General features: G+C 63.6%; 25 protein-coding genes. 18 read left to right on the forward strand and 7 right to left on the reverse strand.

All coding sequences use genetic code 11. The features are described from left to right. Nucleotides 1-32: 32 nt before the first annotated feature. On the reverse strand, nucleotides 33-1826 hold the full coding sequence (locus QMG52_RS04940) for a hypothetical protein (RefSeq protein WP_283559310.1): 1794 nt from the start codon (nucleotides 1824-1826) through the stop codon (nucleotides 33-35). A 45-nt stretch (nucleotides 1827-1871) separates the two neighbouring features. Continuing rightward, nucleotides 1872-2054, reverse strand: a complete 183-nt coding sequence (locus QMG52_RS04945) for a hypothetical protein (RefSeq protein ID WP_283559311.1) — start codon at nucleotides 2052-2054, stop codon at nucleotides 1872-1874. Nucleotides 2055-2296: 242 nt separating this feature from the next. On the opposite strand from QMG52_RS04945, the gene QMG52_RS04950 reads away from it, so the two are divergent. From QMG52_RS04950 to QMG52_RS04980, 7 genes are all read left to right on the forward strand, one after another. After that, the gene (locus QMG52_RS04950; RefSeq protein ID WP_283559312.1) at nucleotides 2297-2521 is read left to right on the forward strand and encodes a hypothetical protein; all 225 of its coding nucleotides are present in this window, start codon (nucleotides 2297-2299) and stop codon (nucleotides 2519-2521) included. Between the two features lie 13 nt (nucleotides 2522-2534). After that, nucleotides 2535-3170: an Rv1352/Rv1906c domain-containing protein gene (locus QMG52_RS04955; RefSeq protein ID WP_283559313.1), complete on the forward strand. Its 636-nt coding sequence runs from the start codon at nucleotides 2535-2537 to the stop codon at nucleotides 3168-3170. 79 nt (nucleotides 3171-3249) lie between these two features. After that, entirely contained in the window at nucleotides 3250-3873 is a 624-nt protein-coding gene (locus tag QMG52_RS04960) for a DUF4352 domain-containing protein (protein ID WP_283559314.1), read from the forward strand. An 81-nt stretch (nucleotides 3874-3954) separates the two neighbouring features. Continuing rightward, the gene (locus QMG52_RS04965) at nucleotides 3955-4335 is read left to right on the forward strand and encodes a DUF898 family protein (protein ID WP_283559315.1); all 381 of its coding nucleotides are present in this window, start codon (nucleotides 3955-3957) and stop codon (nucleotides 4333-4335) included. Nucleotides 4336-4481: 146 nt separating this feature from the next. Beyond that, nucleotides 4482-4844 (forward strand): SPW repeat domain-containing protein, encoded by a 363-nt coding sequence (locus tag QMG52_RS04970; RefSeq protein WP_283559316.1) that lies wholly within the window; start codon nucleotides 4482-4484, stop codon nucleotides 4842-4844. Nucleotides 4845-5196: 352 nt separating this feature from the next. Beyond that, entirely contained in the window at nucleotides 5197-6021 is an 825-nt protein-coding gene (locus QMG52_RS04975) for a thioesterase family protein (RefSeq protein ID WP_283559390.1), read from the forward strand. After that, complete coding sequence (locus QMG52_RS04980) at nucleotides 6022-6777, forward strand: lipoate--protein ligase family protein (protein WP_283559317.1); 756 nt, start codon at nucleotides 6022-6024, stop codon at nucleotides 6775-6777. Between the two features lie 88 nt (nucleotides 6778-6865). Here QMG52_RS04980 and QMG52_RS04985 read toward each other — a convergent pair whose 3' ends face one another. The 4 genes from QMG52_RS04985 to QMG52_RS05000 all read right to left on the reverse strand — a co-directional run bounded on the left by QMG52_RS04985 (nucleotide 6866) and on the right by QMG52_RS05000 (nucleotide 10738). Further along, nucleotides 6866-7495: an MBL fold metallo-hydrolase gene (locus tag QMG52_RS04985; protein ID WP_283559318.1), complete on the reverse strand. Its 630-nt coding sequence runs from the start codon at nucleotides 7493-7495 to the stop codon at nucleotides 6866-6868. After that, on the reverse strand, nucleotides 7495-8580 hold the full coding sequence (locus tag QMG52_RS04990; RefSeq protein ID WP_283559319.1) for an S-(hydroxymethyl)mycothiol dehydrogenase: 1086 nt from the start codon (nucleotides 8578-8580) through the stop codon (nucleotides 7495-7497). Before QMG52_RS04990 ends, QMG52_RS04985 begins: the two co-directional genes overlap by 1 nt. Nucleotides 8581-8832: 252 nt before the next feature. After that, nucleotides 8833-9090 (reverse strand): mycoredoxin, encoded by a 258-nt coding sequence (locus QMG52_RS04995; RefSeq protein ID WP_283559320.1) that lies wholly within the window; start codon nucleotides 9088-9090, stop codon nucleotides 8833-8835. A 931-nt stretch (nucleotides 9091-10021) separates the two neighbouring features. After that, nucleotides 10022-10738: an SOS response-associated peptidase gene (locus QMG52_RS05000; RefSeq protein WP_283559391.1), complete on the reverse strand. Its 717-nt coding sequence runs from the start codon at nucleotides 10736-10738 to the stop codon at nucleotides 10022-10024. 164 nt (nucleotides 10739-10902) lie between these two features. On the opposite strand from QMG52_RS05000, the gene QMG52_RS05005 reads away from it, so the two are divergent. The 3 genes from QMG52_RS05005 (at nucleotide 10903) to QMG52_RS05015 (ending at nucleotide 12929) form a co-directional block, all read left to right on the forward strand. Next, entirely contained in the window at nucleotides 10903-11475 is a 573-nt protein-coding gene (locus tag QMG52_RS05005) for a dihydrofolate reductase family protein (RefSeq protein ID WP_283559321.1), read from the forward strand. A gap of 423 nt (nucleotides 11476-11898) precedes the next feature. Further along, complete coding sequence (locus tag QMG52_RS05010; RefSeq protein WP_283559392.1) at nucleotides 11899-12516, forward strand: DNA-3-methyladenine glycosylase I; 618 nt, start codon at nucleotides 11899-11901, stop codon at nucleotides 12514-12516. Nucleotides 12517-12623: 107 nt separating this feature from the next. Then, nucleotides 12624-12929, forward strand: coding sequence for a chorismate mutase (locus QMG52_RS05015; protein WP_283559322.1), 306 nt, complete (start codon nucleotides 12624-12626; stop codon nucleotides 12927-12929). 53 nt (nucleotides 12930-12982) lie between these two features. Here the strand turns inward: QMG52_RS05015 and QMG52_RS05020 are convergent, their stop codons facing one another. After that, nucleotides 12983-13555 (reverse strand): GNAT family N-acetyltransferase, encoded by a 573-nt coding sequence (locus QMG52_RS05020; protein WP_283559323.1) that lies wholly within the window; start codon nucleotides 13553-13555, stop codon nucleotides 12983-12985. A gap of 446 nt (nucleotides 13556-14001) precedes the next feature. On the opposite strand from QMG52_RS05020, the gene QMG52_RS05025 reads away from it, so the two are divergent. The 8 genes from QMG52_RS05025 to QMG52_RS05060 all read left to right on the forward strand — a co-directional run bounded on the left by QMG52_RS05025 (nucleotide 14002) and on the right by QMG52_RS05060 (nucleotide 24839). Further along, nucleotides 14002-14316: a DUF6504 family protein gene (locus tag QMG52_RS05025; RefSeq protein ID WP_283559393.1), complete on the forward strand. Its 315-nt coding sequence runs from the start codon at nucleotides 14002-14004 to the stop codon at nucleotides 14314-14316. Between the two features lie 104 nt (nucleotides 14317-14420). Beyond that, nucleotides 14421-18119 (forward strand): DNA polymerase III subunit alpha, encoded by a 3699-nt coding sequence (locus QMG52_RS05030; protein WP_283559324.1) that lies wholly within the window; start codon nucleotides 14421-14423, stop codon nucleotides 18117-18119. A gap of 175 nt (nucleotides 18120-18294) precedes the next feature. Then, nucleotides 18295-20328, forward strand: coding sequence for a threonine--tRNA ligase (gene thrS / locus QMG52_RS05035; protein ID WP_283559325.1), 2034 nt, complete (start codon nucleotides 18295-18297; stop codon nucleotides 20326-20328). 71 nt (nucleotides 20329-20399) lie between these two features. Then, nucleotides 20400-20948: an HIT family protein gene (locus tag QMG52_RS05040; protein ID WP_283559394.1), complete on the forward strand. Its 549-nt coding sequence runs from the start codon at nucleotides 20400-20402 to the stop codon at nucleotides 20946-20948. Continuing rightward, nucleotides 20938-21612, forward strand: a complete 675-nt coding sequence (gene pgsA, locus QMG52_RS05045) for a phosphatidylinositol phosphate synthase (RefSeq protein WP_283559326.1) — start codon at nucleotides 20938-20940, stop codon at nucleotides 21610-21612. The genes QMG52_RS05040 and pgsA overlap by 11 nt, the downstream gene beginning before the upstream one ends. 223 nt (nucleotides 21613-21835) lie before the next feature. Then, nucleotides 21836-22750, forward strand: a complete 915-nt coding sequence (gene pdxS / locus QMG52_RS05050) for a pyridoxal 5'-phosphate synthase lyase subunit PdxS (RefSeq protein ID WP_434621456.1) — start codon at nucleotides 21836-21838, stop codon at nucleotides 22748-22750. A 188-nt stretch (nucleotides 22751-22938) separates the two neighbouring features. Then, complete coding sequence (locus tag QMG52_RS05055; protein ID WP_283559328.1) at nucleotides 22939-24192, forward strand: FAD-dependent oxidoreductase; 1254 nt, start codon at nucleotides 22939-22941, stop codon at nucleotides 24190-24192. 152 nt (nucleotides 24193-24344) lie between these two features. Beyond that, nucleotides 24345-24839, forward strand: coding sequence for a DUF4262 domain-containing protein (locus QMG52_RS05060; RefSeq protein ID WP_283559329.1), 495 nt, complete (start codon nucleotides 24345-24347; stop codon nucleotides 24837-24839). Nucleotides 24840-24845: the final 6 nt, after the last annotated feature.

The raw sequence follows: 24845 nt of genomic DNA on the forward strand, positions 1-24845 counted from the left end.
CGAGTCGCAGGCTTCCGCCGGCCACACCGTCCTTAATCAGGGTACTCAGTTCTTCGAGCCGGGCCAGGCGCTGCCGGGCTTCGCGCTGCGCGTGTTGGAGCTGTTCCAGGGCAGTGGTCAGCGGAACGCGCTGCGCATCCGGCACGCGCCGCAGCCGCCAGGTCCGCCAATCCTTCGCGCCGGCGGTTTGTGCGTTGATGTCTGCGGCAATAACAAAAGGATGCAGCCCGCGCGGATCGCGGGCGTTGATCCGCAGCACGCGTGCGGGAAGGACGACGACGGCGCCACCGGTCTGATCGACGGCGGCGGACCGCGGGCTGGTACAGAAGACGATGTCGCCCGGTTCTGTGAGCCGGCCGTTCGGATAAGTGGCCGCAAAGTGCAGCAAATCGACGCTGCGCCGCGACGGCGCTGAAAGCTGCTCCGGCCCGGGAACGCATATCTCCGCTGAGCCAATCAACGCAATGCCGCCGGTGTGGGCAGGTCCACCAGCGGCAAGGTCGGCCGGCGAAAGGCGGTTTCCCGGCAGATACGTCAGTGTCCCGGCTGCCAGCAGCGCGCCGATGGTGGACGCCGCAGCCCCGGCCGGTTCGGCTGCAGGCAGGACAGCACCCGTGGCGGGTAAAGGGGGGCGGATCCGCGGCCAGCAGCCGGAGCAGTTCGTCGGCGCGCAGCACGGCTTGAGCACCGGAACCCTGCGTGGCCGGTGCCCGTTCCCCTGCTGCGGACACCAGCGATGCCTGCCCGGCCAGCAGGGAGCGGGTGAACACCAGCCGGGCAAACCGAAAGGAGTGGGCCCGGACGGCGGCGCCCCCTCCCATCGAGGCAGCAATATCGGCGATCAGATCCTGCACCACATCCTCGGTGAGCCTGTATCCGGACAGATCCGCGACCATGGTCCACCGCTCAGCGATATCCACGCCGGCCAGAGAGGGGCCGAGCACCCATAGGGCCTGGGCCTCGCGCGGTTTGCTGCGCACCAGCCCCTGCGGCAACCTGATCACCGCCCGGACGCGGCCAGAACGCAGCAGGTCCGAGCGGAGCCGGTCCGAAGGCAGCCGGCCCGCGCCTGGGCCCGGCGCGTCGCACAGCACACGGGCCGGGGCCACGATCACCGCACGTTGGGCGTCATCCATCTGCAGCAGCGTGTTGTCAATGCCCAGCAGCATGTCCATGGGAGCCATGCCGGGGGAAGCAGGAGAGGGGTACTGGCAGACGTGGACGGCCGGGCCGGCGAGCTCGAACGCCCCCGAATCATCGACCTGCAGGCTCCGGTGATCCGCGCCGTGCACCCGCAGCCGCCGTTGCACCAGACGCGCCTCGTCGCCGTCGTTCTGGGCGGTGACGAAAACCGGACTCCGCTCCTCCCCGCTCTGCCCGATAATGCCCAGCAACACGTCGCTGCCTCCGGGGGTCGAATCAACGAAGACCGCGTCCGGTCCGAGCTGGCGTGAAAGTTCGCCGGCGGCCGCGGCCACCAGCGCGACGGCTTCCGGGGTCAGTGCGGCGTCAGCATGCGCTCGCAGGCCGGTCCGGAACCGGCCGTCCATGAGCTGCTCGAATGCCGCCGCGACGTTGAAGGCGGCATCGACGAGGGCATCCGTGTACCGCGCAAGCTCGGGCAAGTGCTGCCCTGTCTGCTCCAGTTCGCGGAAGAGAAACGCATCGTCCGGATCGCAGTCATCCGCGGCATCCAGCAGCTCATCGGCAGCCAGAGTGCCAACCTGCCGGCCTGTAAGTGCGCACAGGGCCAGCAACGCGGTCAGGGTCTGAAAGCTGCTGCCAGGATCCGCGGAAATCGCGGAAGGAGTGGCAAAGGCTGCCACGTCCGCGGCTGCTTCGACGTTATTGCCGCGTTCGGTGGCCGCAAGCTAAGCGGCCACTTCCGCGGCATCGAAGACGTCCCGCCCGCGCACCGTCCGCGCCGGCAGCGGAAACGGATGAGCGGACGCAGCGCTGCGGGTCCGCCACATGGACACGACCGGCCGCTGCACCCGGGCCAGCGCGGCCACATCGGACAGGGACATCTCCAGGGGAGCTGCGGCAACCGGCATGCATTCCTCCCTGGTCCTTGTCGATGGCTGTACTGGGCTTTTAGCTTAGTGGTGTTCGGCCTGCTTTCCTGACATCGGTTGATAAGTGGGGTTATCAGCAATAAATAGTGCGAGGCGCTATCCGGGGCCCTAGCTTGAAGTGGCGGGGAACAGCAGCAATGCACCCGCCGGATGCTGCGGTCCCTTGATTGGGGGACGGGCCGCGGCACCCGACCCGTTTTAGTCCCCGCTTAGGAGTCCTTGTGAACGAGCCGACCAAGGGAACCAACCGTGGCCCTCGAATTGGGCTTCCCACCGACACCGCCTCGACGCCAGCGCGTACTTTGCTCTACGGCTCGGACGGTACGGTGCTCGGACTGGCCAGCGGAAGGCTATTCGGCAGCGCCATTCCCGGACCGGTAACGATGCCGGACTACCCCGGCAGACGTGGTGAGGGATCCGCTGCGGGCCCCGCCCCGAAAGATTGAAAGGACCACGGAGATGACAGTTCTACCCGACGAGGAAACGGACGTTTCGGAGCATCAGGCCGGCAAAGTGCCGGGGCGGTGGACGGTGAAATGGACCGCGGGCATTGGGGTGGCCGTGCTCTTGTTCGCCGGCGGCGCGGTGGCGGGTTATTCGATGCCTGATCCGAAAACCAGCGCAGCTTACGTTGCGCTGGATAAGGAAAAATCCGCGGCTGAACAGGACCGGGATTCGGCGCGGGCAGATCACGGACGAGTCAACGTCCTGTATAGCGCCCTGCTGAAGGGTGTTCCCGACCGCGAGGCCAAAGTCACGGCCCGGGAAACGGTTGTCGGGGCGGGCGAAGCAGCCCTTAAGGATGCCCAGGCTGCCGTGAAGAAGCGTGAAGACGCCGTCGCGGGGGTCGAAAAGCAAAAGGCAGCCAACACTTTCCGGGACGGAACCTGGGTTGTCGGCACGGATATTGAGCCGGGGACGTACCGGGCCGCCGCCGCCGTGCAGTCCGGATGCTACTGGGGGATCTACCAGAGCGGCAGCAACGGCAGCCAGATCATCGAGAACGATGTCCCAGGCGGGGGCAGACCCAGTGTGCTGCTCGCCGCCGGCCAGGACTTCAAGTCCAGCCGCTGCGGCAGCTGGGAAAAGCAGTAACCACGAACGCCGATTCGTACTTGCTCCATTGATTCTTCGGCAACTTCTTCAGCCACGTTTGACCTATGAAAGGCACACCATGCGCTCCACACTTCACCACCTCTCCGATTCGTCCGCCGCACCGCAGCAGAAGTCACTTCCGCAGAAGCCACCGGCCCGCACGGCGATCCGTTGCCGGACCCTCCTGGTTCCCGCGGCTGCGCTCCTGCTCGGCCTCACGCTGAGCTCCTGCTCCGGCGCCCCCGCAACGCCCGATGCGGCTGCCGCGGCAGCGGAGGGCAAACCGGCTGCCGCAGCGGAAACCACTCCCGCCGCTCCGACCGTCGGGACGCCCTTCACCGTCACCATGCGCAACGGCAATACCGCCAAGATCACCATCGTCTCCGCCACGCGAACGGAGAGTGTGGGCGACCCAGCCTTCTCCGTGGCCGGCAAGAACGGCGGATTCCTCGTCCTGGACATCCTGTGGGAGACGGAGAAGGGGAAAACAAGCTCCAACCCGTTCTATGTCTCCGCCAAGGACGCCGAAGGCCGCAAGGCGGATCAGAGTCTCTTCGTGGCGAACCCTTTGGGAGCCGGCGACGTACTTCCGGGCGATAAAGCGCGAGGCTCGGTGGCCTTTGACATTGCCCCGGGCACGGCGACGGTGATGATCTCGGATCCGCTGATGCAGGAGGCGGCACGGGTGCAGATTGACCAATAGCGGCGGAATCCGGAATGGGCATTAGTCTTCTACTGTTCGCACTGACTTCTAAACACTGACTTCTAAACATTGGGGAAATGAATGAGTATTAATCAGCACCAAATGACTTCTGGGCAGGCGGGCGGTGCGCCCAAGACGGAAATCTCCAGCATTGCCGGCTCTGGAATCTATGAATTCCGCGGAGGCGCGGCGACGTGGTTCGGCACTCGGCTTCTCGGGGCGCTGATAACGGTCTGCACCCTCGGCATTTGCTACCCGTTCGCCGTCGTTCTGGTAGAGCGCTGGCGGGCGACTAATACATACCTGCATGGCCGGCAACTGCGCTTCGTTGGGACCGGTATGGGCATCTTCGGCCACTGGATCAAGTGGTTCTTGCTAAGCATAATTACCCTCGGTATCTATACCTTCTGGGTATATCCGCGGCTGATGCAGTGGAAGGTCGAAAAAACCGTTTATGCCTAAGCGCGGTGATGGAGCCTGGGTGAAAAAAACCACTGGACAGCCCGCCCGCTGAGGAGTTGACTGGAAGTGGAGCCCGGCCCCTGTTTGGAGCTGGACCTGTCGAGACTCCCACACCCGGGAGCCAAGTCTCAAGGAGATGGGTTCTAATGAAGAAATGGACGCGCTGGCAGGATTGGGCTGCCATCGTAGTCGGTCTGTACGCGGTGCTCGCGACGACGTGGACGACTCATGCTGGAGCCTCCGCATCGTTGATGATCATCTTCGGCGGACTGCTGGTAATCGCAGGTCTGGTGAATCTGGCGATGCCTGGGATGCAGGCAATGGAGTGGGCGCAAGCGGTTGTGGCTGCGCTGCTGTTCATCTCCCCTTGGATCGGGTCCTACACCGGAGCGTCGGGTGCGGCCTGGACGTCCTGGATAACAGGCGCCATTGCGGTCATCGTTACCGCGGCGGCCATCAAGCCGGGTACGGCTGAGCACCACCACCACCGGACAGTGCCTTTGCAGTAATTGAACGCAACGCGAATCGAGGGTAGCCGTTACGGCTACCCCCGATTCGTTTGCCCTACACCAATACGGATGGGTCTCCAATGCTGAGGGCACGATGTGTGGCTTCATCTGAAACTGATGCTGTTGCACCAAGAGCCAAGACACAGCTGCGATGACGTCATGGACCGACGATGAGGGCCGTATTGACGGTGCCCGTCATGTTAACTTAACGCCGATTTGCCGGGTTAACCTCAGCTAGGCGCAATTCCAGAGCCGCCGCCCCGAATCAGAGGGTCCTAATCAAAGGGGCGGGCATGGTGCAGGTAGAGTCTTTGGCATGCAGAGTGAGAAAACCGGCGACGACGGATCGGTCATGTTCAGGGAGCATGGCGACGTGCCGTCCGGATCTGAACGGCAGGACTATTTTTACCGGTCCTTGGGCGATGGCAGTTACGAATCCAGCATCCATACGCAGGGCGCCTGGAACCCGCACGAGCAGCACATGGCGCCCGTTTCAGGGATCATGACCCGTGGGCTGGAGCTTCACCAGCCGCGACCCGAGCTGCGGATGGCCCGGATCAGCTTCGATATTCTGGGCATCATTCCGGCCGGGAAGTTCCGGATTGAGACCAAGGTGATACGGCCCGGCAGGACCATCGAGTTGCTGCAGGCCGAGCTGATCGCCGATGAGCGGGTGGCCGTCCGCGCCACCGCCTGGCGGCTTCAGCGCGGTGAGACTGCAGACGTCGCCGCCGTTGAGGACGAGGCGATGCCGGGGGTGGAAGAGGCCGGCTCGTGGCACGACCTCGATCAGTGGCCCGGCGGCTACATTGCCTCCCTAAAGGTCAAGGTGGTCCCCGGTCACCGCCCCGGACGCGGTCAGGTGTGGGTCCGCAGCCCGTATCCAATGGTTGAGGGGGAGCCGACGACCGACCTGGTGCGGTTGATGGGCTTGGTGGACACCGCCAACGGCATCGCCTCCCGCATTCCTCCCGGGCCGGGCAGCTACATGTTCCCGAACGTGGATCTGTCCATCCACCTGCATCGGGAGCCGGTGGGGGAATGGCTGGGACTGGACACCAGCGTGACGTTTGGGACCGACGGGATCGGGTTGACGAATTCCGTGCTCAATGACGCGCACGGACCGTTCGGCGTGGCATCCCAGATCCTCACGGTACGTCAGCTTCCGGCAGCCTGAATGAGCGCTGACCTGGTGAGCATGGCCCCTGCCCTTGCCGTGCTGCGGCAGGAGACCTCCCTCGGTGCTGCGGCGGATCTTGACCACGGACTAAGCCTGCTGGCGGCGGCGCGGGCGGGGGAGATCGGCCCGACGCTGCGGCTGTACCGTCCAAAGCCAACGATGGCCTTCGGGCAACGCGATGCCAACCTTCCCGGTTTTGCCGCTGCCGGCGCTGCGGCGGCGGCTCAGGGATTCGAACCCTTGATCCGCAAGGCGGGTGGCCGGGCTGCGGCCTACCACCCGGGCTGCCTGATTGTGGACCATATTGAGCCGCTGCCGGACGCAATGGTGCACGCGAAGCCGCGGTTCAGGTACTTCGGGGATCTTTTTGCCGAGGCGCTGCAGAACCTGGGTGTGGACGCCGGTGTGGGGGAGATTCCCCGGGAATACTGCCCAGGGGAGTACACGGTATTCGGTCGGGGTGCCGCGGGAACAGACCTTGGCGACGGGTCCTGGGACGGGCGGATCAAGCTGGTGGGCACCGCGCAGCGCGTCGTGTCGGGCGCCTGGCTGTTCAGCTCGGTCATCGTGGTGGAGAATTCCGCCCCGCTGCGCTCGGTGCTGACGGACTGTTACGCTGCGCTCGGGCTGGACTGGAATCCACTGACGGCCGGCGGCGCGGCGGACCTTGTGCATGGACTGACGGTCGACGAGGTTGCGGCGGCCGTGCTGGGCGCCTACGCCGCCCGCACGGAACTGAACGTCATCAACTGACCCGCCCGGCCGCCGTCGTACTTAAACCGCTTCAACTCAGTCCGCACATTGATGACCGCCGTACCCCATCTGTGCCCAAGAGGGCCGCCTACTGCCCGCGGTCGATCCAGTCCTGCAGGGCAGGAGATTCCGCGCCCACCGTCGTCGAATCCCCGTGCCCGGTCCGGACTACGGTCTCCGCGGGAAGGACGAACAGCTTACTCCGGATGGACTCGATGATGGTGGGAAAATCGCTGAAGGAACGTCCTGTGGCCCCCGGCCCGCCGTTGAAAAGCGTATCGCCGGTGAACACGGTGCCCTCGGCAGGCAGGTAATAGCAGACCGAGCCGGGGGAATGGCCCGGAGTGTGCAGGGCCGTGAGGGTGGCGCCGGCGACGTCGAAGGTGTCGCCGTCGTTGACTTCGTGGCCGGGGCCGAAGCCGGGATACACGGCGTCCCAGAGCATCCGGTCAGCGGGGTGCAGGTAAATAGGGGCGCGGGCGTCTTCGGCCAGCCGCTCCGCCGCACCGATGTGGTCATTATGGGCGTGCGTCAGCAGCAGCGCCTTGACCCGGCGGCCGTCGAGCTGGTCTATGATCGCCTGGGCGTCGTGGGGGGCGTCGATGATGACGCACTCCTGATCATCGCCCACGATCCAGACATTGTTGTCAACATCCCAGGTGCCGCCGTCGAGCGAAAAAGTGCCCGAGGTGATCAGCCGCTCAATCCGCAGGCCCATCAGAGCTCCACCACCGAACGCAGCACGGAGCCCTCACGCATCTTGTCGAAGGCCTCCTCGATCTGGCCGATGCCGATCCGCTCCGTGACGAAGGCGTCCAGATCCAGCCGGCCCTGACGGTAGAGGCTGACCAGCATCGGGAAGTCCCGGGACGGCAGGCAATCGCCATACCACGATGATTTGAGCGACCCACCGCGGCCAAAGACGTCCAGCAGCGGCAGTTCCAGCGTCATCTCCGGCGAGGGCACACCCACCAGCACCACGGTCCCGGCTAGGTCGCGGGCGTAGAACGCCTGGGTGTAGGTTTCCGGACGGCCGACGGCGTCAATCACCACGTCTGCGCCGAAGCCGCCGGTGAGGGCGCGGATGGCCTCGATGGGATCCGCCGCGGACGAGTTGACCGTGTCGGTGGCACCCATGGTGGCGGCGCGGTCAAGCTTTTTCTGATCGATGTCCACGGCAATGATTGTGGTGGCGCCGGCCAGTGCCGCGCCGGCGATGGCTGCGGAGCCGACGCCGCCGCAGCCGATCACGGCCACAGAGTCGCCGCGCTTTACTCCGCCGGTGTTGATGGCGGCACCGAGCCCGGCCATCACGCCGCAGCCGAGCAGGCCGACGGCGGCAGGATCGGCTTCCGGGTCGACCTTGGTGCACTGACCGGCGGCGACCAGGGTTTTTTCGGCAAATGCTCCGATTCCCAGGGCCGGTGTCAGCTCGGTACCGTCTTCAAGGGTCATCTTCTGGGTAGCGTTATGCGTATTGAAGCAATACTGGGCCTGGCCCCGCTTGCACGCGCGGCATTTGCCGCAGACGGCCCGCCAGTTCAGAATCACACGGTCGCCCGGGGCGACTTCGGTGACATCCGGCCCCACGGCGTTGACGACGCCGGTGGCCTCATGACCTAAGAGGAAGGGGAAATCGTCGCTGATTCCGCCGAGCTTGTAATGCAAATCCGTATGGCAGACGCCGCTGGTGATGATATCCACCAGGGCTTCGCCGGGGCCCGGGTCGGGTACCAGAATGGTTTCCAGTGTGACAGGGGCTCCCTTGGTCAGCGCAACAACGCCCTGAACTTTATGCACCACTATGAGCTCTCTCCTTCAGCTGGGAAATCAGCAGGCGGCTGCCCGCTCTGTCTTCTGTCTGTCTATCACAGCCTGTCCGGCCCTCGTTGTCCACTCTGGGCCGATTCCTGCCGGAATGAGTCGCAGGGACGGATAACCGCCGTCAACGGGAGGCCAGCGGTGGCCGTCCGACCGGCGTCGCACAGTTTTATGCGGCTTCATGTGGCTTCTGCGGCGCAGCCGGCGGGACAGCCAGTGGGAAACCTTGTTGGCTCAGGCGGCCAGCTTGGTCTGCACGTCGCGCAGCGACGGGTTGGTGGCCGAGGACCCGTCCGGGAAGATGACGGTGGGGACAGTCTGGTTGCCGCCGTTGAGCTTCTCGACCAATTCAGCGGTGCCGGGAACATCCTCGATGTTGATTTCGGTGTAGCCGATTCCCTGAGCCTCCAGCTGGCTCTTGAGCCGGCGGCAGTATCCACACCAGGACGTTGAAAACATCGTAATGGTGCCGGTTTCGGGCGTGTAGTCCACGGGTGCTCCTCGGGTTTTTTGAACGCGTGCTTGGCGGTGATGCCTTCGCCGGCGTGCGGACCGCATGGTCCATGATTTCAACGTTAGCGGGGGCCGCTGATATTCCGCAGCGGCGCTCCGGCACCGCACCCGACGCGCCCAAGCGGGACGGCCGCCGTCGTCCGTGCACACCTGCCGCCAAGTTCGCAGGCATCACCGCTCACTCACCCCTCCGTCTTGACGGCCTCAATCACGCAGTAGTCTGTAACTATTCGCTTCTAGAACGACATGGTTATATTATGGAAGATCAGCTCACGAACGTCTTTGCGGCTTTTGCGGACCCGACCAGGTGTGCCATCCTCTCCCGGCTCAGCCAAGGTGACGCCAACGTCGCCAAACTCGCCGAGCCGGGCCGCAACCGCCCGCTTCAGCCATCTCGAAGCAGGGCCCCTCAGGGAGGCGACCGAGTACATGGAAAAGTTTCGCCGCTTCTGGAACGGCAGCTTCGACCGTCTGGATGAAGCCTCGCCATATCAGAGTGCGATGACGCGAGAGAAGGATTCCTCGACAACGAGATCCTGCGCCTTCAGTTCCACGATCACGGCGGGAAGACCCGCATCACCGTGCAGCAGGGCCCCTTCACACCACAGCTCCGCGATATGAACCGTGACAGCTGGAACGAGTCGTTCATTAAGCTCGACGCCGTCCTCGCGGGAGTGGAAGCATGAGCCGGGACGGCAGGAGAGAGGACAGCGCCATGACGACATCCCAAACGGTCCAGTCTGCAGACGCGGCGGCGATCGCCTACGAAATGGTTGGCTCAGGCCCTGCGCTCGTGCTCGTGGCAAAAGCGCGCCCAAAGTAAAGCCCATGAGAATGTCTACGGCCAGTTCACAACTCACCAAGATTCCGGTTGTCCTCACGCTGTCTGCTCCTCGCGGAGTCCATCCGCTCAGTCGATGCCGGGAGCTGTTGCGATCAGATGGGGTCCGTTATTTCGAACGCTGTTAACTTCGGTGCTGACAACACGGGGCACCAGCCTAGGTTCGGGAATCGCGTCAAGCAGGTGGTCCACTTCAGCCGCATTGGTAGTTGCCGGATCCAGCCAATCGGCGTAGAGATCGGGTGGAACGATCAGCGGTGTCCTGTCGTGAATATGGCCAAGTGAGTCCGCCGCGGCCGTAGTGATGATTGTGCATGTCCGCAGCCACTTGTCCGGATGATCGTCTGGCAGCGCCGGATCGGGCCAATATTCAAAGAGTCCGGCGAAGGCGAGAATTTCTTCGTCTTTACCGTGTAGGTAGGTCGGTATTTTTCCGTCCGGGGTCTTCTGCCATTCAAAGTACCCATCGGCAATCAGTAACCCCCGTCTCTTGGCGGCGGCTTGGCGGAACGACGGTTTTTCGGTCACAGTTTCCATCCGGGCGTTGATGAGGCGCGCACCCGATTTGGAGTCTTTCGACCATGAAGGGACGAGGCCCCAACGCGCGGTGGTCAGCTTCCGGGATAGTTCATTAGCTCCGGACGGCTTGCGCGCGATGACAAGGGGGACCTCGTCGGTCGGTGCGATGTTGTAGGACGGCCGAATGTTCCCTACGGAGGACTCTGCGACATCGAAGGATGCAACAAGGTCTCCGGTGCTGCGCGCCATAACGTATCTGCCACACATGTATTCATTATGGGGCAGCGCTACGGCGAGTCTCCAAATGCGCTCAGCCAGAGTGTGATGGCTCGACAAAGCCCCCCCGTGACGCGGGGAAGGTCCGTCGCGTGCTGATGGGGCACGGTTGATCGTGGTGTGCACGCTCACTGCCCCATCGGTACGCTTGCGTAATGCGACCCCTTCGGTATTCCATCAACGTCACATTGGATGGGTGCTGCGATCATCGTGCGATGGTCGCGGACGAAGACCTGCATCGTCATGCGGTCGAGAACCTCGTTCAGGCCGATGCCCTCCTCTTTGGCCGCGTGACTTACGAGATGATGGAAGCAGCGTGGCGGGCGCCGACGGGAGCGGCGCCGACGGGAGCGGCGCCGATTGGAGCGAGGCCCGATTGGATGGAACCGTTCGCCCGGACGATCGACGCGGCAAAGAAGTACGTCGTGTCGAGCACCCTGGACCGGGTCGATTGGAACGCGGAGCTCGTGCGCGGGGATCTGGGAAAGGCCGTTCAGCAGCTCAAGCGAGAGCCGGGTAAGGGACTGTTCGTGGGCGGCGTGAAGCTTCCGCTGGCGCTGGCGGAGCTGGGATTGATCGATGAGTACGAGTTCGTGGTGCAGCCCAGGCTCGCGGGCCACGGGCCGACGTTGTTCGCGGGGCTATCGAGGCATGTCGATTTGAGGCTCGTGAGCCGGCTGGAGTTCGGCTCGGGGGCGGTGGCGATGCGGTATGAGCCGAAAAGCTAGGGCGTGTTTCCTAATGTCCGCGTAGCCGGTATGTCTCGTACTGCAGTTTTGACTGATGACCAGTGGTCCCGGATCGAGTCATTGATGCCGAGCTCGGAACCGCTTGGACGGCGTCGGCTGGCATGCCACTGCCGCATCATGGCTGAAGGGGGCCTACCGCCTCACCCGGTGATCACACCGCTAAAATGGGGATGCATCAGGACAAGGACGAAACCGGCGGCGGGCCGGTGTAATCCGCTGAGTATCGGCGGCACGAGCCGCTGTGCGTCGGCGGCACGAGCTGCTGTGCATCGGCGACACGAGCCGCTGTCGGGTAGGCAGCACCCAGACCCGGACAAAAAGGCAGACCCCTCGATGGAAAGTATATTGAAGACCACGACCCCCGAGCTGTCCTCGATCACCGTTGAAGGAGGCCCCGGTACCATCACACCTGGCCCCCGGTCCGTCAATGGTGTGGTGGTCGGGGAGGACGGGCTGGCGCGCCCGGCCTGGGCTGCCGTCGATCCGATGCTGCGGGAGTACTACGATACGGAATGGGGCATGCCGGTCCGTGACGAGCAGGGGATCTACGAGCGCATCAGCCTGGAGGCATTCCAGGCTGGCCTGTCCTGGGCCACGATCCTGCGTAAGCGTCCGGCCTTCCGCCGCGCCTTCGCTGAGTTCCACCCGGAAACCGTCGCAGCGTACACCGAGGCCGATGTCGAGCGGCTGCTCGGTGATGCCGGCATCGTCCGCAACAAGCTCAAGGTCCGGGCCGCGATCACGAATGCGAAGGCCACCATCGCGCTGCGTGGAGACGGTGGACTGGTGAACTTTGTGTGGTCCTTCCAACCGGCAGCAACACCGGCGCCGCTTAGCCTCGGAGACATCCCGACGCGCAGTCCCGAGTCGGTGGCCCTGTCCAAGGCACTGCGGAAGAAAGGATTCGCCTTCGTAGGCCCGACCACCATGTACGCACTGATGGAAGCCATCGGGATCCTCGACACCCACTTGTTGGACAGCCACCGCCGGGGCAGCTCAGGAGTATGGCCGCACACCTGAGCAGCGTCGTCGACCTCGTGTCCACCCCGCCGTTCGCGGTGGGGCCGGCGGCTACCTCGCACCGTGTTGGATGGACCCACGGTTGCAAGGCTCGTTAGGCTAATGAAATGGACCGAAAAGGTGAAAAGACTCAGAAAGCCCAACTCTCGGCTGTCCGCATCGCCATCAACGAAGTGGACGAACAGATGGTGACGCTGATTGCACGCCGAGAGCGCTTGGTCAGGATCGCCGGAACGTTGAAGGCTGACAAAGCGGCCGTGCTGGCACCGGCGCGCGTCGACCAGGTCATCGATCGTGTGCGGCAGCTCGCCGCCGAGAAGAAGGTGGATCCTGAGGTGGCTGAAGCCACCTACCGTGCCATGATCAGCGCGTTTATTGAACTCGAACTTCGGGTGCAGTCACATCGCGCCTAGGGCCCGTGCTGAATTCCGCCGGCAGCGCACCGGCACCCATCCGTTACCCCGGGTCAGACTTCGTTTTCCTCCGGAGACCAGCGGTGGAAGTCCAGTGAGAGATACAGGGCCAGGGCTGCGGAGTTTTCTTCGTTGACGCGCAGCGCAACTTCCTTGTGGCCGGCGTGGAAGAGTGTGTCCAGGGAGGCGCGCACCAGGTCCTCAGCCAGGCCCTGGCGGCGGTGCTGCCGGTCAGTGAAGAGTTCGATGATGAAGGGTGCGTCCGGGGTGTCCTCCCACGTGGCGCGTTCCACCACCAGGATCGCCGCGATGATCTCACCGGCTTCGTCCACCACGACGTGTGATGCCTCCGGCAGGTAGGTGCCGTATTTGCCTTCGAAGGACGCTTCGACGTCCGCGACGGCGGCTTCCACGTTTTCGCTGGCAACGCCTGGATCGTACGCCGTGAAGTAGAGCTCGCCAAGCTTGCGGATGTCCGTGCTGGTTGCCGGCCGGGATTCCGTTTTGAGGTCTCGTTCGAGGGGTGTGGTCCGTGCGATAAGGGTGACCATGTTGGTCATGGAGCGCTCCTCTTGTGACTCATAGGTTGCGGCGTTGCCAGCGTCGTCGATGGCCTGTACACACATGCTAGACGGCAATTGCCGGGCCAGCTATATTTCGTCACGCACTTGTGACGCGGGGGCTTCCTGTGCGATCGGAGCCCGTTGTGCTTCAGCGGGGCCGGGCGTACACTTGAATCTATTAGAAGATATGTTCGAGTCAATCATATTTGAAACAGTACATATTTGAAACAGTACATATTTGAAACAGTACATATTTGAAACAGTACATATTTGAAACAGTACATATTTGAAACAGTACATATTTGAAACAGTACATATTTGAAACAGTACATATTTGAAACAGCGTGTATTTGAAACAGCGTGTATTTGAAACAGCGTGTATTTGAAACAGCGTGTATTTGAACACTGCGCGTATTCACAACCGTAAGTATTTGAAAACCGCGGGTATTGGAATCAGCACGGTGAGCGGCGCCGATAGCCGCCGGGCAAAGGGGAGCGGAGGTGCAGCGATGGGGACGTTCAGCGAACCGGTAGAAGTGATCCGTTCCGCTGCCGGGCTGCCGCTGCGGCTGAACTGGCAGGGGCGCAGCTACATCATTGGGGCGGAACCTCTGCGGTGGTACGAACGACGCAAATGGTGGGCGGAGGAAAGCCGGGCCGAGCGCGGCCACGGCGCTGGGCTGGTGGACCATGAAATCTGGCGGATTCAGGCCAGGCTCGACGGGCGGGGACCGCTGTGCACCTTTGATCTGAGCCACCACCCGGACAGCGGCCGCTGGCGCCTATTGCAGGTCCACGATGCCGTACAGGCGCGCAGCGCCTAAAAAATGCAGCCCGCACCGCCCGCTTGGCCGAGCAACTGGTATGCAGCAGCTGCTGACAAGGGCAGGACATCGACCGGTTCGGGAAACAACACTTTGGATTACTTATGAGCTTCACCCATCTGCACGTTTCCACCGCTTTCAGCGCCCATTACGGGGTTTCCTGGCCCGATGATCTGGTTCGGGCCGCCGCCGCTGACGGAGCGGGTGCTTTGGCCTGCACGGACCGGGACGGTCTCTACGGCACAGTAAAACACGTGAAAGCCTGCATGGAGGCGGGGATTGATCCGGTGGTGGGGGTGGACCTTGCGGTTCTGGAGGAGCTCAGCGACCAGTATGACCATCAGGCGGACAAGCAGTACGACGACGGCCAGTACGACGACGGCGCCCATCAGCGTGGACCGGCGAATGGGGGCGCCGGTCACAGCCGGGTTCAAAGCGGCCGGGTTCAAAGCGGCCGGGTTCAAAACAGCCGGATTCAAAGCGGCAGGGTCGAAAGCGGCCGGGTGGTGGTTCTGGCCCATGGCGGGACCAGATCCGCGGGATACGGGGCTCTCTGCCGGCTGGTGTCGGATGCGCATGCCAATGCCGGTCCGCGGAGCCCGGTGGGAGTGACCCTGGCCCAGCTTGCCTCACGCTCCTTGGACCCGCAAACACTGGCACCTGTGCTGACGGTACTGGTGGGTCCGTCGTCGGATGTTGGCCGCGCCATGGGCGGGCGTAAGTATCTGATCCCGCGTCGGAAGTTTCAACGCTGGTATCAGCAGATGCCGGCGGGAACCATGGCCGCTGAAATCGTCACCCATTTGAGCGCCCCGGGTGAGGCCTTGAGTACGGCTCAGGCGGTGCGGATGCTCAAACTGGCGCAGGAATGCGGTGTCCCCGCTGTGCTGACCAACGCGGTGCGCTACTGCGAGAGGGACGGCGCTGCTACAGCCGATGTGCTGGACTCCGCCCGGGAATTGAGCCCACTGACGGTGTTATCCGGTGCTGAACGCCGGCTCCAGCCCAACGGGCAGGGGTGGCTGAAATCGGCAGGCCAGATGACGTCGCTGGGCAAGGAAATTATGCACGCAGCAGGCTACGGCGCGTCGGAGCTGGCGCAGTTGCTGGCCAATACAGAACAACTGGCGGACCGCTGCCGGATGGATCCGGTTACGGATATGGGCTGGAAGCAGCCGGGGGTGCCGGAGGCCTCGGTGCTCGGTATCGAGCAGGAACCGCAGCTGGAACTAAAACAGCGCTGTGAGGCCGGCATCACGCGCCGGTTCCCGGGCATCACCGGCACGGCCGAACGCCGTGCGCGGGACAGGGTGGAGCAGGAACTGGGTGTGATTGCCATGCTGGGCTTCGCCTCCTACTTCCTGACGGTCGCTGAAGTGTCCCGGATGATCCTTGACATGGGGGTGCGGGCCGCGGCCCGAGGTTCCGGGGCCTCCAGCCTGGTGAATTATCTGCTGGATATCAGCCAGGTTGATCCGCTGCGGCATGATCTGATCTTTGAGCGCTTCCTCTCCGGGAAACGCTCCACCTTGCCGGATATCGATATCGATGTTGAAAGCGCCGAGCGGCACAACGTTTATCACAGGGTTTTTGAGCGGTTCGGCCCCGAACGGGTGACGTTGATGAGTATGCAGAACGGCTACCGCGCGCGGGGGGCGGTGCGCGATGCCGGGCTGGCGCTGGGGATGGATGAGGAGGAGATCGGCACCATTGCCAAACAGCTGTGGCGCTTTTCCGCACGTAATTTCCGCGAAGCTATGGCGGAAAAGCCTGAGCTTCGGGAGTTTGCCGAGCGGGTGGAAGGGCAACGGGCCGGAGCATTTGAACAAAGCCAGCAGCTGGATTTGCTGGTGGATCTGACCGAACGGCTGGACCGGCTGCCCCGGCATATTTCCATGCATCCCTGCGGGGTGATTCTGGGGAACAGTTCGTTGCTGGACCGTACGCCGGTGCAGCCCAGCGGGCTGGGATTGGCGATGAGCCAGTTCGACAAGCACGACATGGACCCGATGGGCATGCTTAAGCTGGATATTCTGGGGGTGCGGATGCAAAGCGCCATGGCCTATGCGATCCGGGAGGTGATCCGGATCCATCCGTCCAAGGCCGAGGTGACAGTGGCCGGAAACCATCCACAGGATGAGCAGGGCAGCGGCCCGGATTATATCTGCGCCAACGGACGCATCGATCTTAATGCCGTGCCGCTGGACGATGAACACACCTTTGAACTGATCCGCAGCACCCATACCCTGGGCTGCTTCCAGATTGAATCCCCGGGACAGCGGGAACTGATCGGCAAGATGGCGCCGCGGGAATTCAATGACTTGATCATTGATATTTCGCTGTTCCGGCCGGGGCCGATGAAGTCCAATATGGTCAAGCCGTATCTGGAAAATCGTCACGGTTTTGCGCCGGAGGTCTACCCGCATCCGCTTCTGAAGCCTGCGCTGGCCGAAACCCATGGGGTCACTGTCTTCCACGAACAGGTGCTGAAGACTTTCGATGTCATGACCGGCTGCGGCCTGGCCCAAGCGGATGAGTACCGCCGGAGTCTGGGTAATGAGCCCGGCGAGTCCCAGGTGGAGGACGCTTTCCGCAGAGAGGCACGAGGGAGGGGTTTCTCCCTTGATGTCATCGACCAGGTCTGGGAAACGTTGAAGGCCTTCGGTAGTTTCGGATTCTGCAAGGCCCACGGTGCCGCTTTTGCAGTGCCCACGTATCAGTCGGCGTGGCTGAAAGCCCATCATCCGGAGGCCTTCCTGGCGGGTCTCTGGGAACACGATCCGGGGATGTATCCGCGCCGGCTGCTGGTCGCGGAGGCGCGCAGAATGGGTATCCCGATTCTGCCGCTGGACATTAACCGGAGCTCGGGGGAGTACCGGGTGGAGTGGGTCGAAGCGCCGGTGGAGACCGGGGCTTTTCCAATCCGGCGGCCGGAAGACCGGACGGGGCAACGGAAGCTGGGCATCCGGATGAGCCTGGCGGGGGTGTACGGGCTTTCCGTCGCCGAGCTTAAACGTATTGTGGCCCACCAGCCCTATGCCTCCTTGGCGGATCTGCGGACGCAGGCCCGGGTGAGCCGTCCGACGATGCAACGGCTCGCTCAGTTGGGGGCATTTGACGCGCTGCACCGGAAAGCCAAGGAAGAGACGGGGTCAACGGCCAGCCGGGCGGATCTGGTTGCCCATCTGCAGAGCCTGCCCACCCGCAGCAAACGGTCGGAACCGATCGAGGGGCAGCTGCAGCTGCCGTTCGGCGATCTGGAGCTCTATAATCTCAAGGATGAGCTGCCGGAGCCAAGCACGGTGGAGAAGATCCGCACGGAGCTTGATCTGCTGGCTTTGGATGTCAGTGGTCATCTGATCTCCAGCTACCGCCCGCTGCTGGCGTCCCTGGGGGTGACGACGGCGGATAAACTGTTGGGGATGCGCAACAATTCGGAGGTGCTGGTCGCGGGCATCCGGGTGGCGACCCAGACCCCACCGATGCGCGGCGGCCGCCGGGTGGTTTTCATCAGCATCGACGACGGCACCGGCTGCGTGGATGCGACGTTCTTCCACGAGGCGCAGGAAAAGTCGGGCCCGCTGCTGTTCGGCACGAGGATGCTGCTGATCCGGGGGCTGACCCGCCGCACGGGGCCGCGGGGGATCAGCCTGCAGGCGCTGGAGGCTTGGGATCTGAGCCGCGTGGAGACTCTCCCACTTCCAAAGGCACAACCCACGGGCGGACACAGCCGCGATCCCGCACCGGAGGACCCCTTGCGGGGGACACGCCGGACCCTGGCCGTCACCGGTCTGGGTGGATAAAGTACCGGGCGGATAGGGTACTGGCGGATATAGGACCGTGACCGGCCGAACCGCGTGCACCGCAGTTGCGGTGTGTTGGTCGGCGTGGGAAGTTCCCAGTACCATCGGAAGTGGCTCACAGCACCCCTCGTATGTTGCTTAGACGGAGCCACTCAACCGAATTTAGGAGCCAGCAGTGCCAGTGGATACGCAGATCACCCTTAACGTCGACGGCGAAGCGACCACGGTGACGGCGGGCACCACGGGTGCCGGGCTCTTTTTCGAGCGGCGCGAGGTCGTCGTGATGCGCGTGAACGGTGAGCTGCAGGATCTGGACCAGCCGCTTGCGGCCGGCGACGCCGTCGAGCCTGTGACTATTGATTCCCCGGAAGGACTCGACGTGCTCCGGCACTCGACCGCCCATGTGATGGCCCAGGCCGTTCAGCAGCTGCGTCCGCATGCCAAGCTCGGGATCGGGCCATACATCACCGATGGTTTTTACTTTGATTTTGACGTCGAAGAGCCCTTTACTCCTGAAGATCTGAAGCAGCTGGAAAAGATGATGCAGAAGATCATCAACAGCAACCAGAAGTTCGTCCGCCGCGTCGTCACCGAGAACGAGGCCCGCGAGGCGATGAAAGACGAGCCATACAAGCTGGAGCTAATCGGCATCAAGGGCTCCCAAGGGGATGATGCAGCCGCGGCTGGAGCCTCCGTCGACGACGGCTCCAACATTGAGGTGGGCGGTGCGGAGCTGTCCATCTACGACAATGTGGAGCGCAAAGAGGGCGCCACCGTCTGGTGCGATCTGTGCCGCGGCCCGCACCTGCCCAACACCAAGCTGATCTCCAACGCCTTCGCCCTCACCCGCAGCGCCGCGGCCTACTGGCGCGGCAACCAGAACAACAAGCAGCTGCAGCGCATTTACGGCACGGCCTGGCCCACCAAGGATGCGCTGAAGGCGTACCAGGAGCGGATGGCCGAGGCGGAGCGCCGCGACCACCGCAAACTGGGCACCGAGCTTGACCTGTTCTCTTTCCCGGACGAGCTGGGCTCCGGCCTGCCGGTGTTCCACCCCAAGGGCGGCATTATCCGCAAGGCCATGGAGGATTACTCCCGCCAGCGGCACGTGGAGGCGGGCTATGACTTCGTCTACACCCCGCACATCACCAAGGGCCATCTGTATGAGGTCTCCGGGCACTTGGACTGGTACAAGGACGGCATGTTCCCGCCCATGCATGTGGACGCCGAGCTTAACGACGACGGCACGGTCCGCAAACCGGGTGTGGATTACTACCTGAAGCCGATGAACTGCCCGATGCACAGCCTGATCTTCCGTTCGCGCGGGCGCTCCTACCGCGAACTGCCGCTGCGGCTTTTCGAGTTCGGTGCCGTTTACCGCTATGAAAAGTCAGGCGTGATCCACGGTTTGACCCGGGTGCGCGGGATGACCCAAGACGACGCCCACCTCTACTGCACCCGCGGGCAGATGAAGGATGAGCTGACCAAAACGCTGAACTTCGTGCTGGGTCTGCTCAAGGACTACGGCCTGAACGATTTCTACCTGGAACTGTCGACCAAGGATCCGGAAAAGTCCGTCGGCTCCGATGAAGTCTGGGAGGAGGCTACCGCGACGTTGGCTGAAGTGGCCGAAGCTTCCGGCCTGGACCTGGTGCCGGATCCGGGCGGAGCCGCGTTCTACGGTCCCAAGATCTCCGTCCAGGCCAAGGATGCCATCGGCCGCACGTGGCAGATGTCCACGATTCAGCTGGACTTCAACACACCTGAGCGCTTCGAGCTTGAGTACCAGGCCGCGGACGGCACCCGCCAGCGCCCGGTGATGATCCACCGCGCCCTGTTCGGTTCGATTGAGCGCTTCATCGCGGTGCTGACCGAACACTACGCCGGCGCATTCCCCGCGTGGCTTTCACCCGTACAGGTGGTGGCCATTCCCGTGGCCGAGGCGTTCAACGAGTATATGTTCGACGTCGTGGACAAGCTCAAGGCGCAGGGAATCCGCGCCGAAGTGGATGTCTCCTCGGACCGGTTCCCGAAAAAAATCCGCACGGCCAGCAAAGACAAGGTCCCGTTTGTGCTGATTGCGGGCGGCGATGATGTCGATGCCTCGGCGGTGTCCTTCCGTTTCCGGGACGGCAGCCAGGACAATGGTGTTCCGGTTGATGAGGCCGTGACCCGTATCGTCGAGGCAGTCCGGAACCGGACAGCGTAACGGATCGGCGGATTGCTGTGAGCAACGCATCGGACGACGCCGGACCGTCCGGAACCGGACAGGCTGGAACTGTGCGGGCAGGAACCGTGCACGACAATTTTGAGCTTCCCGGGGTCCCCGACGCATTCCAGCGCCTGTGGACCCCACACCGGCTGGCCTATATCCAGGGCGGTCAGGACCAGTTCAAAAACGATGAGTGCCCGTTTTGCGTGGCCCCATCGCGTTCCGATGAGGAGTCCCTGATCGTGCACCGGGGTGAAAGCGTCTACGTGGTGCTGAACCTTTTTCCGTACAATCCCGGCCACCTGCTGGTCTGTCCATACCGGCATATCCCGGACTATACGGACCTCACGGTGGAGGAAACGGCGGAGTTCGCCGCTCTCACCCAGCGTGGCATGTGGGTGCTGCGCAAGGTCTCCAACCCCTCCGGATTCAACCTTGGCATGAACCAGGGCGTCACCGGCGGGGCCGGGATTTCTGCCCACCTGCATCAGCACGTGGTGCCGCGCTGGGGCGGTGACGGCAATTTTTTGCCGATCATTGCCCAGACCAAAGCCATTACCCAGACCCTCGGGGATGTCCGGAGCCAGGTTGCAGAGGCGTGGAACGATGCTCAATAAGTACGCCCGGGCGCTCTTTGCCGCCATCTTCAGCCCAGTGGCCAATTTCCTGGTGCGCTGCCGTGTCTCCCCTGATGCGGTGACCATTGCCGGGACGCTGGGTGTCGCCGCCGGCGCGCTGATCTGGTATCCGTTGGGACAGCTGTTCTGGGGAACCGTGGTCATTACGGTCTTTGTTTTCTCGGACATTATCGACGGTCTGATGGCCCGGGCCTTGGGCCGGTCGGGGCGCTGGGGTGCGTTTTTGGATTCCACGCTGGACCGGGTGGGCGACGGCGCCGTCTTTGCGGGCATCATCGTCTGGTTTTACACCGGCGGCAACAATCACGTGATTGCGGTCATGGCCCTGGTCTGTCTTGTGCTCGGAAGCATCGTCTCGTATGCCAAAGCGCGGGCCGAAGGACTGGGTATGACGGCCAACGTCGGCATTGCCGAGCGTTCGGACCGTCTGGTCTCCGTGCTGGTGGCCACGGGGCTGGTAGGCCTGGGCATCAGCGAAGTTCTGCTGCTGATCGTGCTGATCCTGCTGGCCGCGGCCAGTTTGGTTACGATCTTCCAGCGAATCATGACCGTCCGCCGGCAGGCTTTCAGGCTCGACGGCGGCACTGATAGTGCCCGTGCGCGTGCGGTACGGAGACCCAAATCCGCACGGCAAAAGCGCTGATCCCGCGGCCCCGTCCGGGCGCCCCCGTCCCGTCCGGCGGCACAACAGCCCGGAAGACACCCGGCAGCCATCCGTAATCCGCTGCGTGTCTCAACGTGCCTGGCCCGAATTAAGTCCTGCCGGGCCGGAGGACTACGATTGACCTGTCTAGTGATGCCTTACGCAAGAGGCTCTCATCTACTTTCCCATAGGGGTTTTTGTGTCTACACCTGAGGTAACGCCCGTGTCCGGTCCCGTCAGCGGCGGCGCAACAGTGAACGTGACCGGCAGTAGCCGGGTCAAGCGCGGCATGGCCGAGATGCTTAAGGGCGGCGTCATCATGGACGTCATCAACGTCGAACAGGCCCGCATCGCCGAGGATGCCGGCGCGGTTGCTGTCATGGCGCTGGAGCGTGTTCCCGCCGATATCCGCGCCCAAGGCGGCGTCTCGCGGATGAGTGACCCGGACATGATCGACAAGATCATTGAAGCCGTCTCGGTTCCTGTGATGGCGAAGGCGCGCATCGGTCACTTCGTTGAGGCGCAGGTGCTGCAGTCCCTGGGCGTGGACTATATCGACGAGTCGGAAGTTCTGACGCCGGCGGACTATACCCACCACATTGACAAGTGGAACTTCACGGTTCCCTTCGTCTGTGGGGCCACCAACCTTGGTGAGGCCTTGCGCCGCATCAATGAAGGGGCGGCAATGATCCGTTCCAAGGGTGAGGCGGGCACGGGGGACGTATCCAATGCCACCACCCACATGCGCCAGATCCGCGCCGAAATCCGCCGGCTGTCCACGCTCGCGGAGGATGAACTCTACGTCGCCGCCAAGGAACTCCAGGCTCCGTATGAATTGGTGAAGGAAATTGCGCAGACCGGGAAGCTGCCGGTGGTGCTCTTTACGGCCGGCGGCATCGCCACTCCGTCCGACGCTGCGATGATGATGCAGCTGGGAGCCGACGGCGTCTTCGTCGGCTCGGGCATCTTCAAATCCGGCAATCCCGCGGAGCGTGCCGCCGCCGTTGTAAAGGCGACCACGTTCTATGACGACGCTGATGTCATCGCTAAGGTCTCGCGGGGGCTGGGCGAGGCCATGGTCGGTATCAACGTGGACGAAATTCCCGAGCCGCATCGTCTGGCCACGCGCGGCTGGTAACCATGAGAACGGGTCCGTCACCATCCGGTGGCGGACCCGTTCTATCCCGCGTCGCGACCAGCCGGCATCGACGGTAGGGAACGGGATTATGCCGGCAGCCGGGACCCGGTCGTAACGGACTTGGGTCGCAGCGGCGGTAGTAACGGACGCGGTTGTATCGGGCCGATGCGGAGTCCATGATAGGCACCATGGACCCGGAGACTGATGTGTGCATCGTTGGCGGCGGACCGGCAGGCATGATGCTCGGCCTCCTGCTGGCGCGCCAGGGCGTGGATGTCACCGTGCTGGAGAAGCACGCGGACTTTCTGCGCGATTTCCGTGGCGACACGGTGCATCCGTCCACCTTGGACGTGCTGGATCAACTGGGCCTGGCGGAGGCGGCAGCGGAGGTTCCACACCGCGATGTCGCGGAGCTGCGCACAACGTTTGCCGACGGCACGTATCGGGTGGCCGATTTTTCCCGGCTGCACGCGGCTCATGGTTACATCCGCTTTATGCCGCAGTCGGATTTCCTGGCGGTATTGGCAGGTGCCGCCGTGAAGCTGCCTGGCTTCCGGCTGCTGCGCAGTCATGAAGCGGTCGGTCTGCTGGAACGAAACGGGGTTATCCGCGGTGTTCGGGTGGAGGGGCCGGACGGCATCATGGACGTGACGGCGAAACTGAGCGTGGCCGCCGACGGGCGGAACTCGGTCCTGCGCCGGCGCGCGGGTCTGCAGCCGCGGGAGTTTGGGGCGCCCATGGATGTACTGTGGTTCCGCCTCAGCCGCAGAGCGGGAGCGGCCGAGGGGCTGGATATGCATTTTGGCCCGGGCCGCGTACTCCTGGCCATCGACCGTGGCGAGTACTGGCAGGTCGCGTATGTAATCCCCAAAGGCGGGGACGAACGGGTGCGTGCGGCAGGCATCGAAGTGCTGCGGGAATCTGTAGCGGATCTGGTCCCGTCGCTGGCAAACGCCGTGGCCGAAGTGCGCGATTTCGGTGATGTCAGCACGCTGACCGTGCGGCTGGACAGGCTACGACGCTGGTCCGTACCAGGACTGTTGTTCATCGGGGACGCAGCGCATGCCATGTCCCCGATCGGCGGCGTCGGCATTAATCTGGCCATCCAGGACGCGGTCTGTGCCGCCCGCATACTGGCCGGCCCGCTGCACCTCGGGACCCCGGACAGCCGGACGCTCGCCTTGATCCACAGGCGTCGTTGGTTCCCGACCGCCGGAACACAGCTGCTGCAGCGGACGGCACAGCGCTTCCTGGTACTGCCAATGCTGGGCAGCACAGAGCCGGTGAATGCGCCCCGAATGCTGCGGCTGCTCGGTCGACTACCCATGCTGCAGGTCCTGCCGGCGAGAATCATCGGCATCGGGCTGCGTCCCGAACGGTTGGGCCCCGGGCGGCGGGGCTTCGGGCGCCCGTGGCGTCGCCATCTCACCCGGACGGGCTGACCGGCAGGCCGGTTCCGCTTCATCAGGCATCCTGCTTCAAAGCTGCGCCAGCTCTTCCGCCGATCATGTCTTCCGCCGGTTGGAACTGGCCGCCGAAACTGTCGGTGCTCCTCGCGATGATGAACGTACGGATTTGTTCCACGAAGGAGGACATGATGTGTGACATGTGCAATGGCGCCACCGCCGAAGAAGCCAATGAGAAGTTCCGCCGGATGCTTGACCGGTACGGAGTTGCCATTCAGGGTGTGGAGGGGGATTCCGCCAACACGGCCTTCGCCTACACCGTGGGGCTCACGGCCCTTCAGGGGCATCCGGAGCTGCTGATGAGCGGCCGCCCGCTGCAGGATATGGCGCGGCTGCTCAATGAACTCGCCGACATGGTACGTTTCGGCGGCCGCCGGCTCGAGGCCGGCATGCTGGTAGCGCTGCAGGGCCGGTCGGTTCAGCTGCTCGACATTCCACGGGCCAGCACCGTGTTGCTGACGGCGGACACGTACTACGGCGAAGGGGTCCGGGCGCTTCAGGCCATTTGGGCGGACGACGACGGTCACTTGCCTTGGGAGCAGCGCGTTCCGGACACGCTCACGCAACCGATGTACTGCATGAACGCCGCCGCGTTTAGCCGGACCGGCCGTGGCAGCGCCTGACAGGCC

Source organism: Paenarthrobacter sp. PH39-S1 (genome assembly GCF_030063245.1).
Lineage (GTDB): Bacteria > Actinomycetota > Actinomycetes > Actinomycetales > Micrococcaceae > Arthrobacter_M.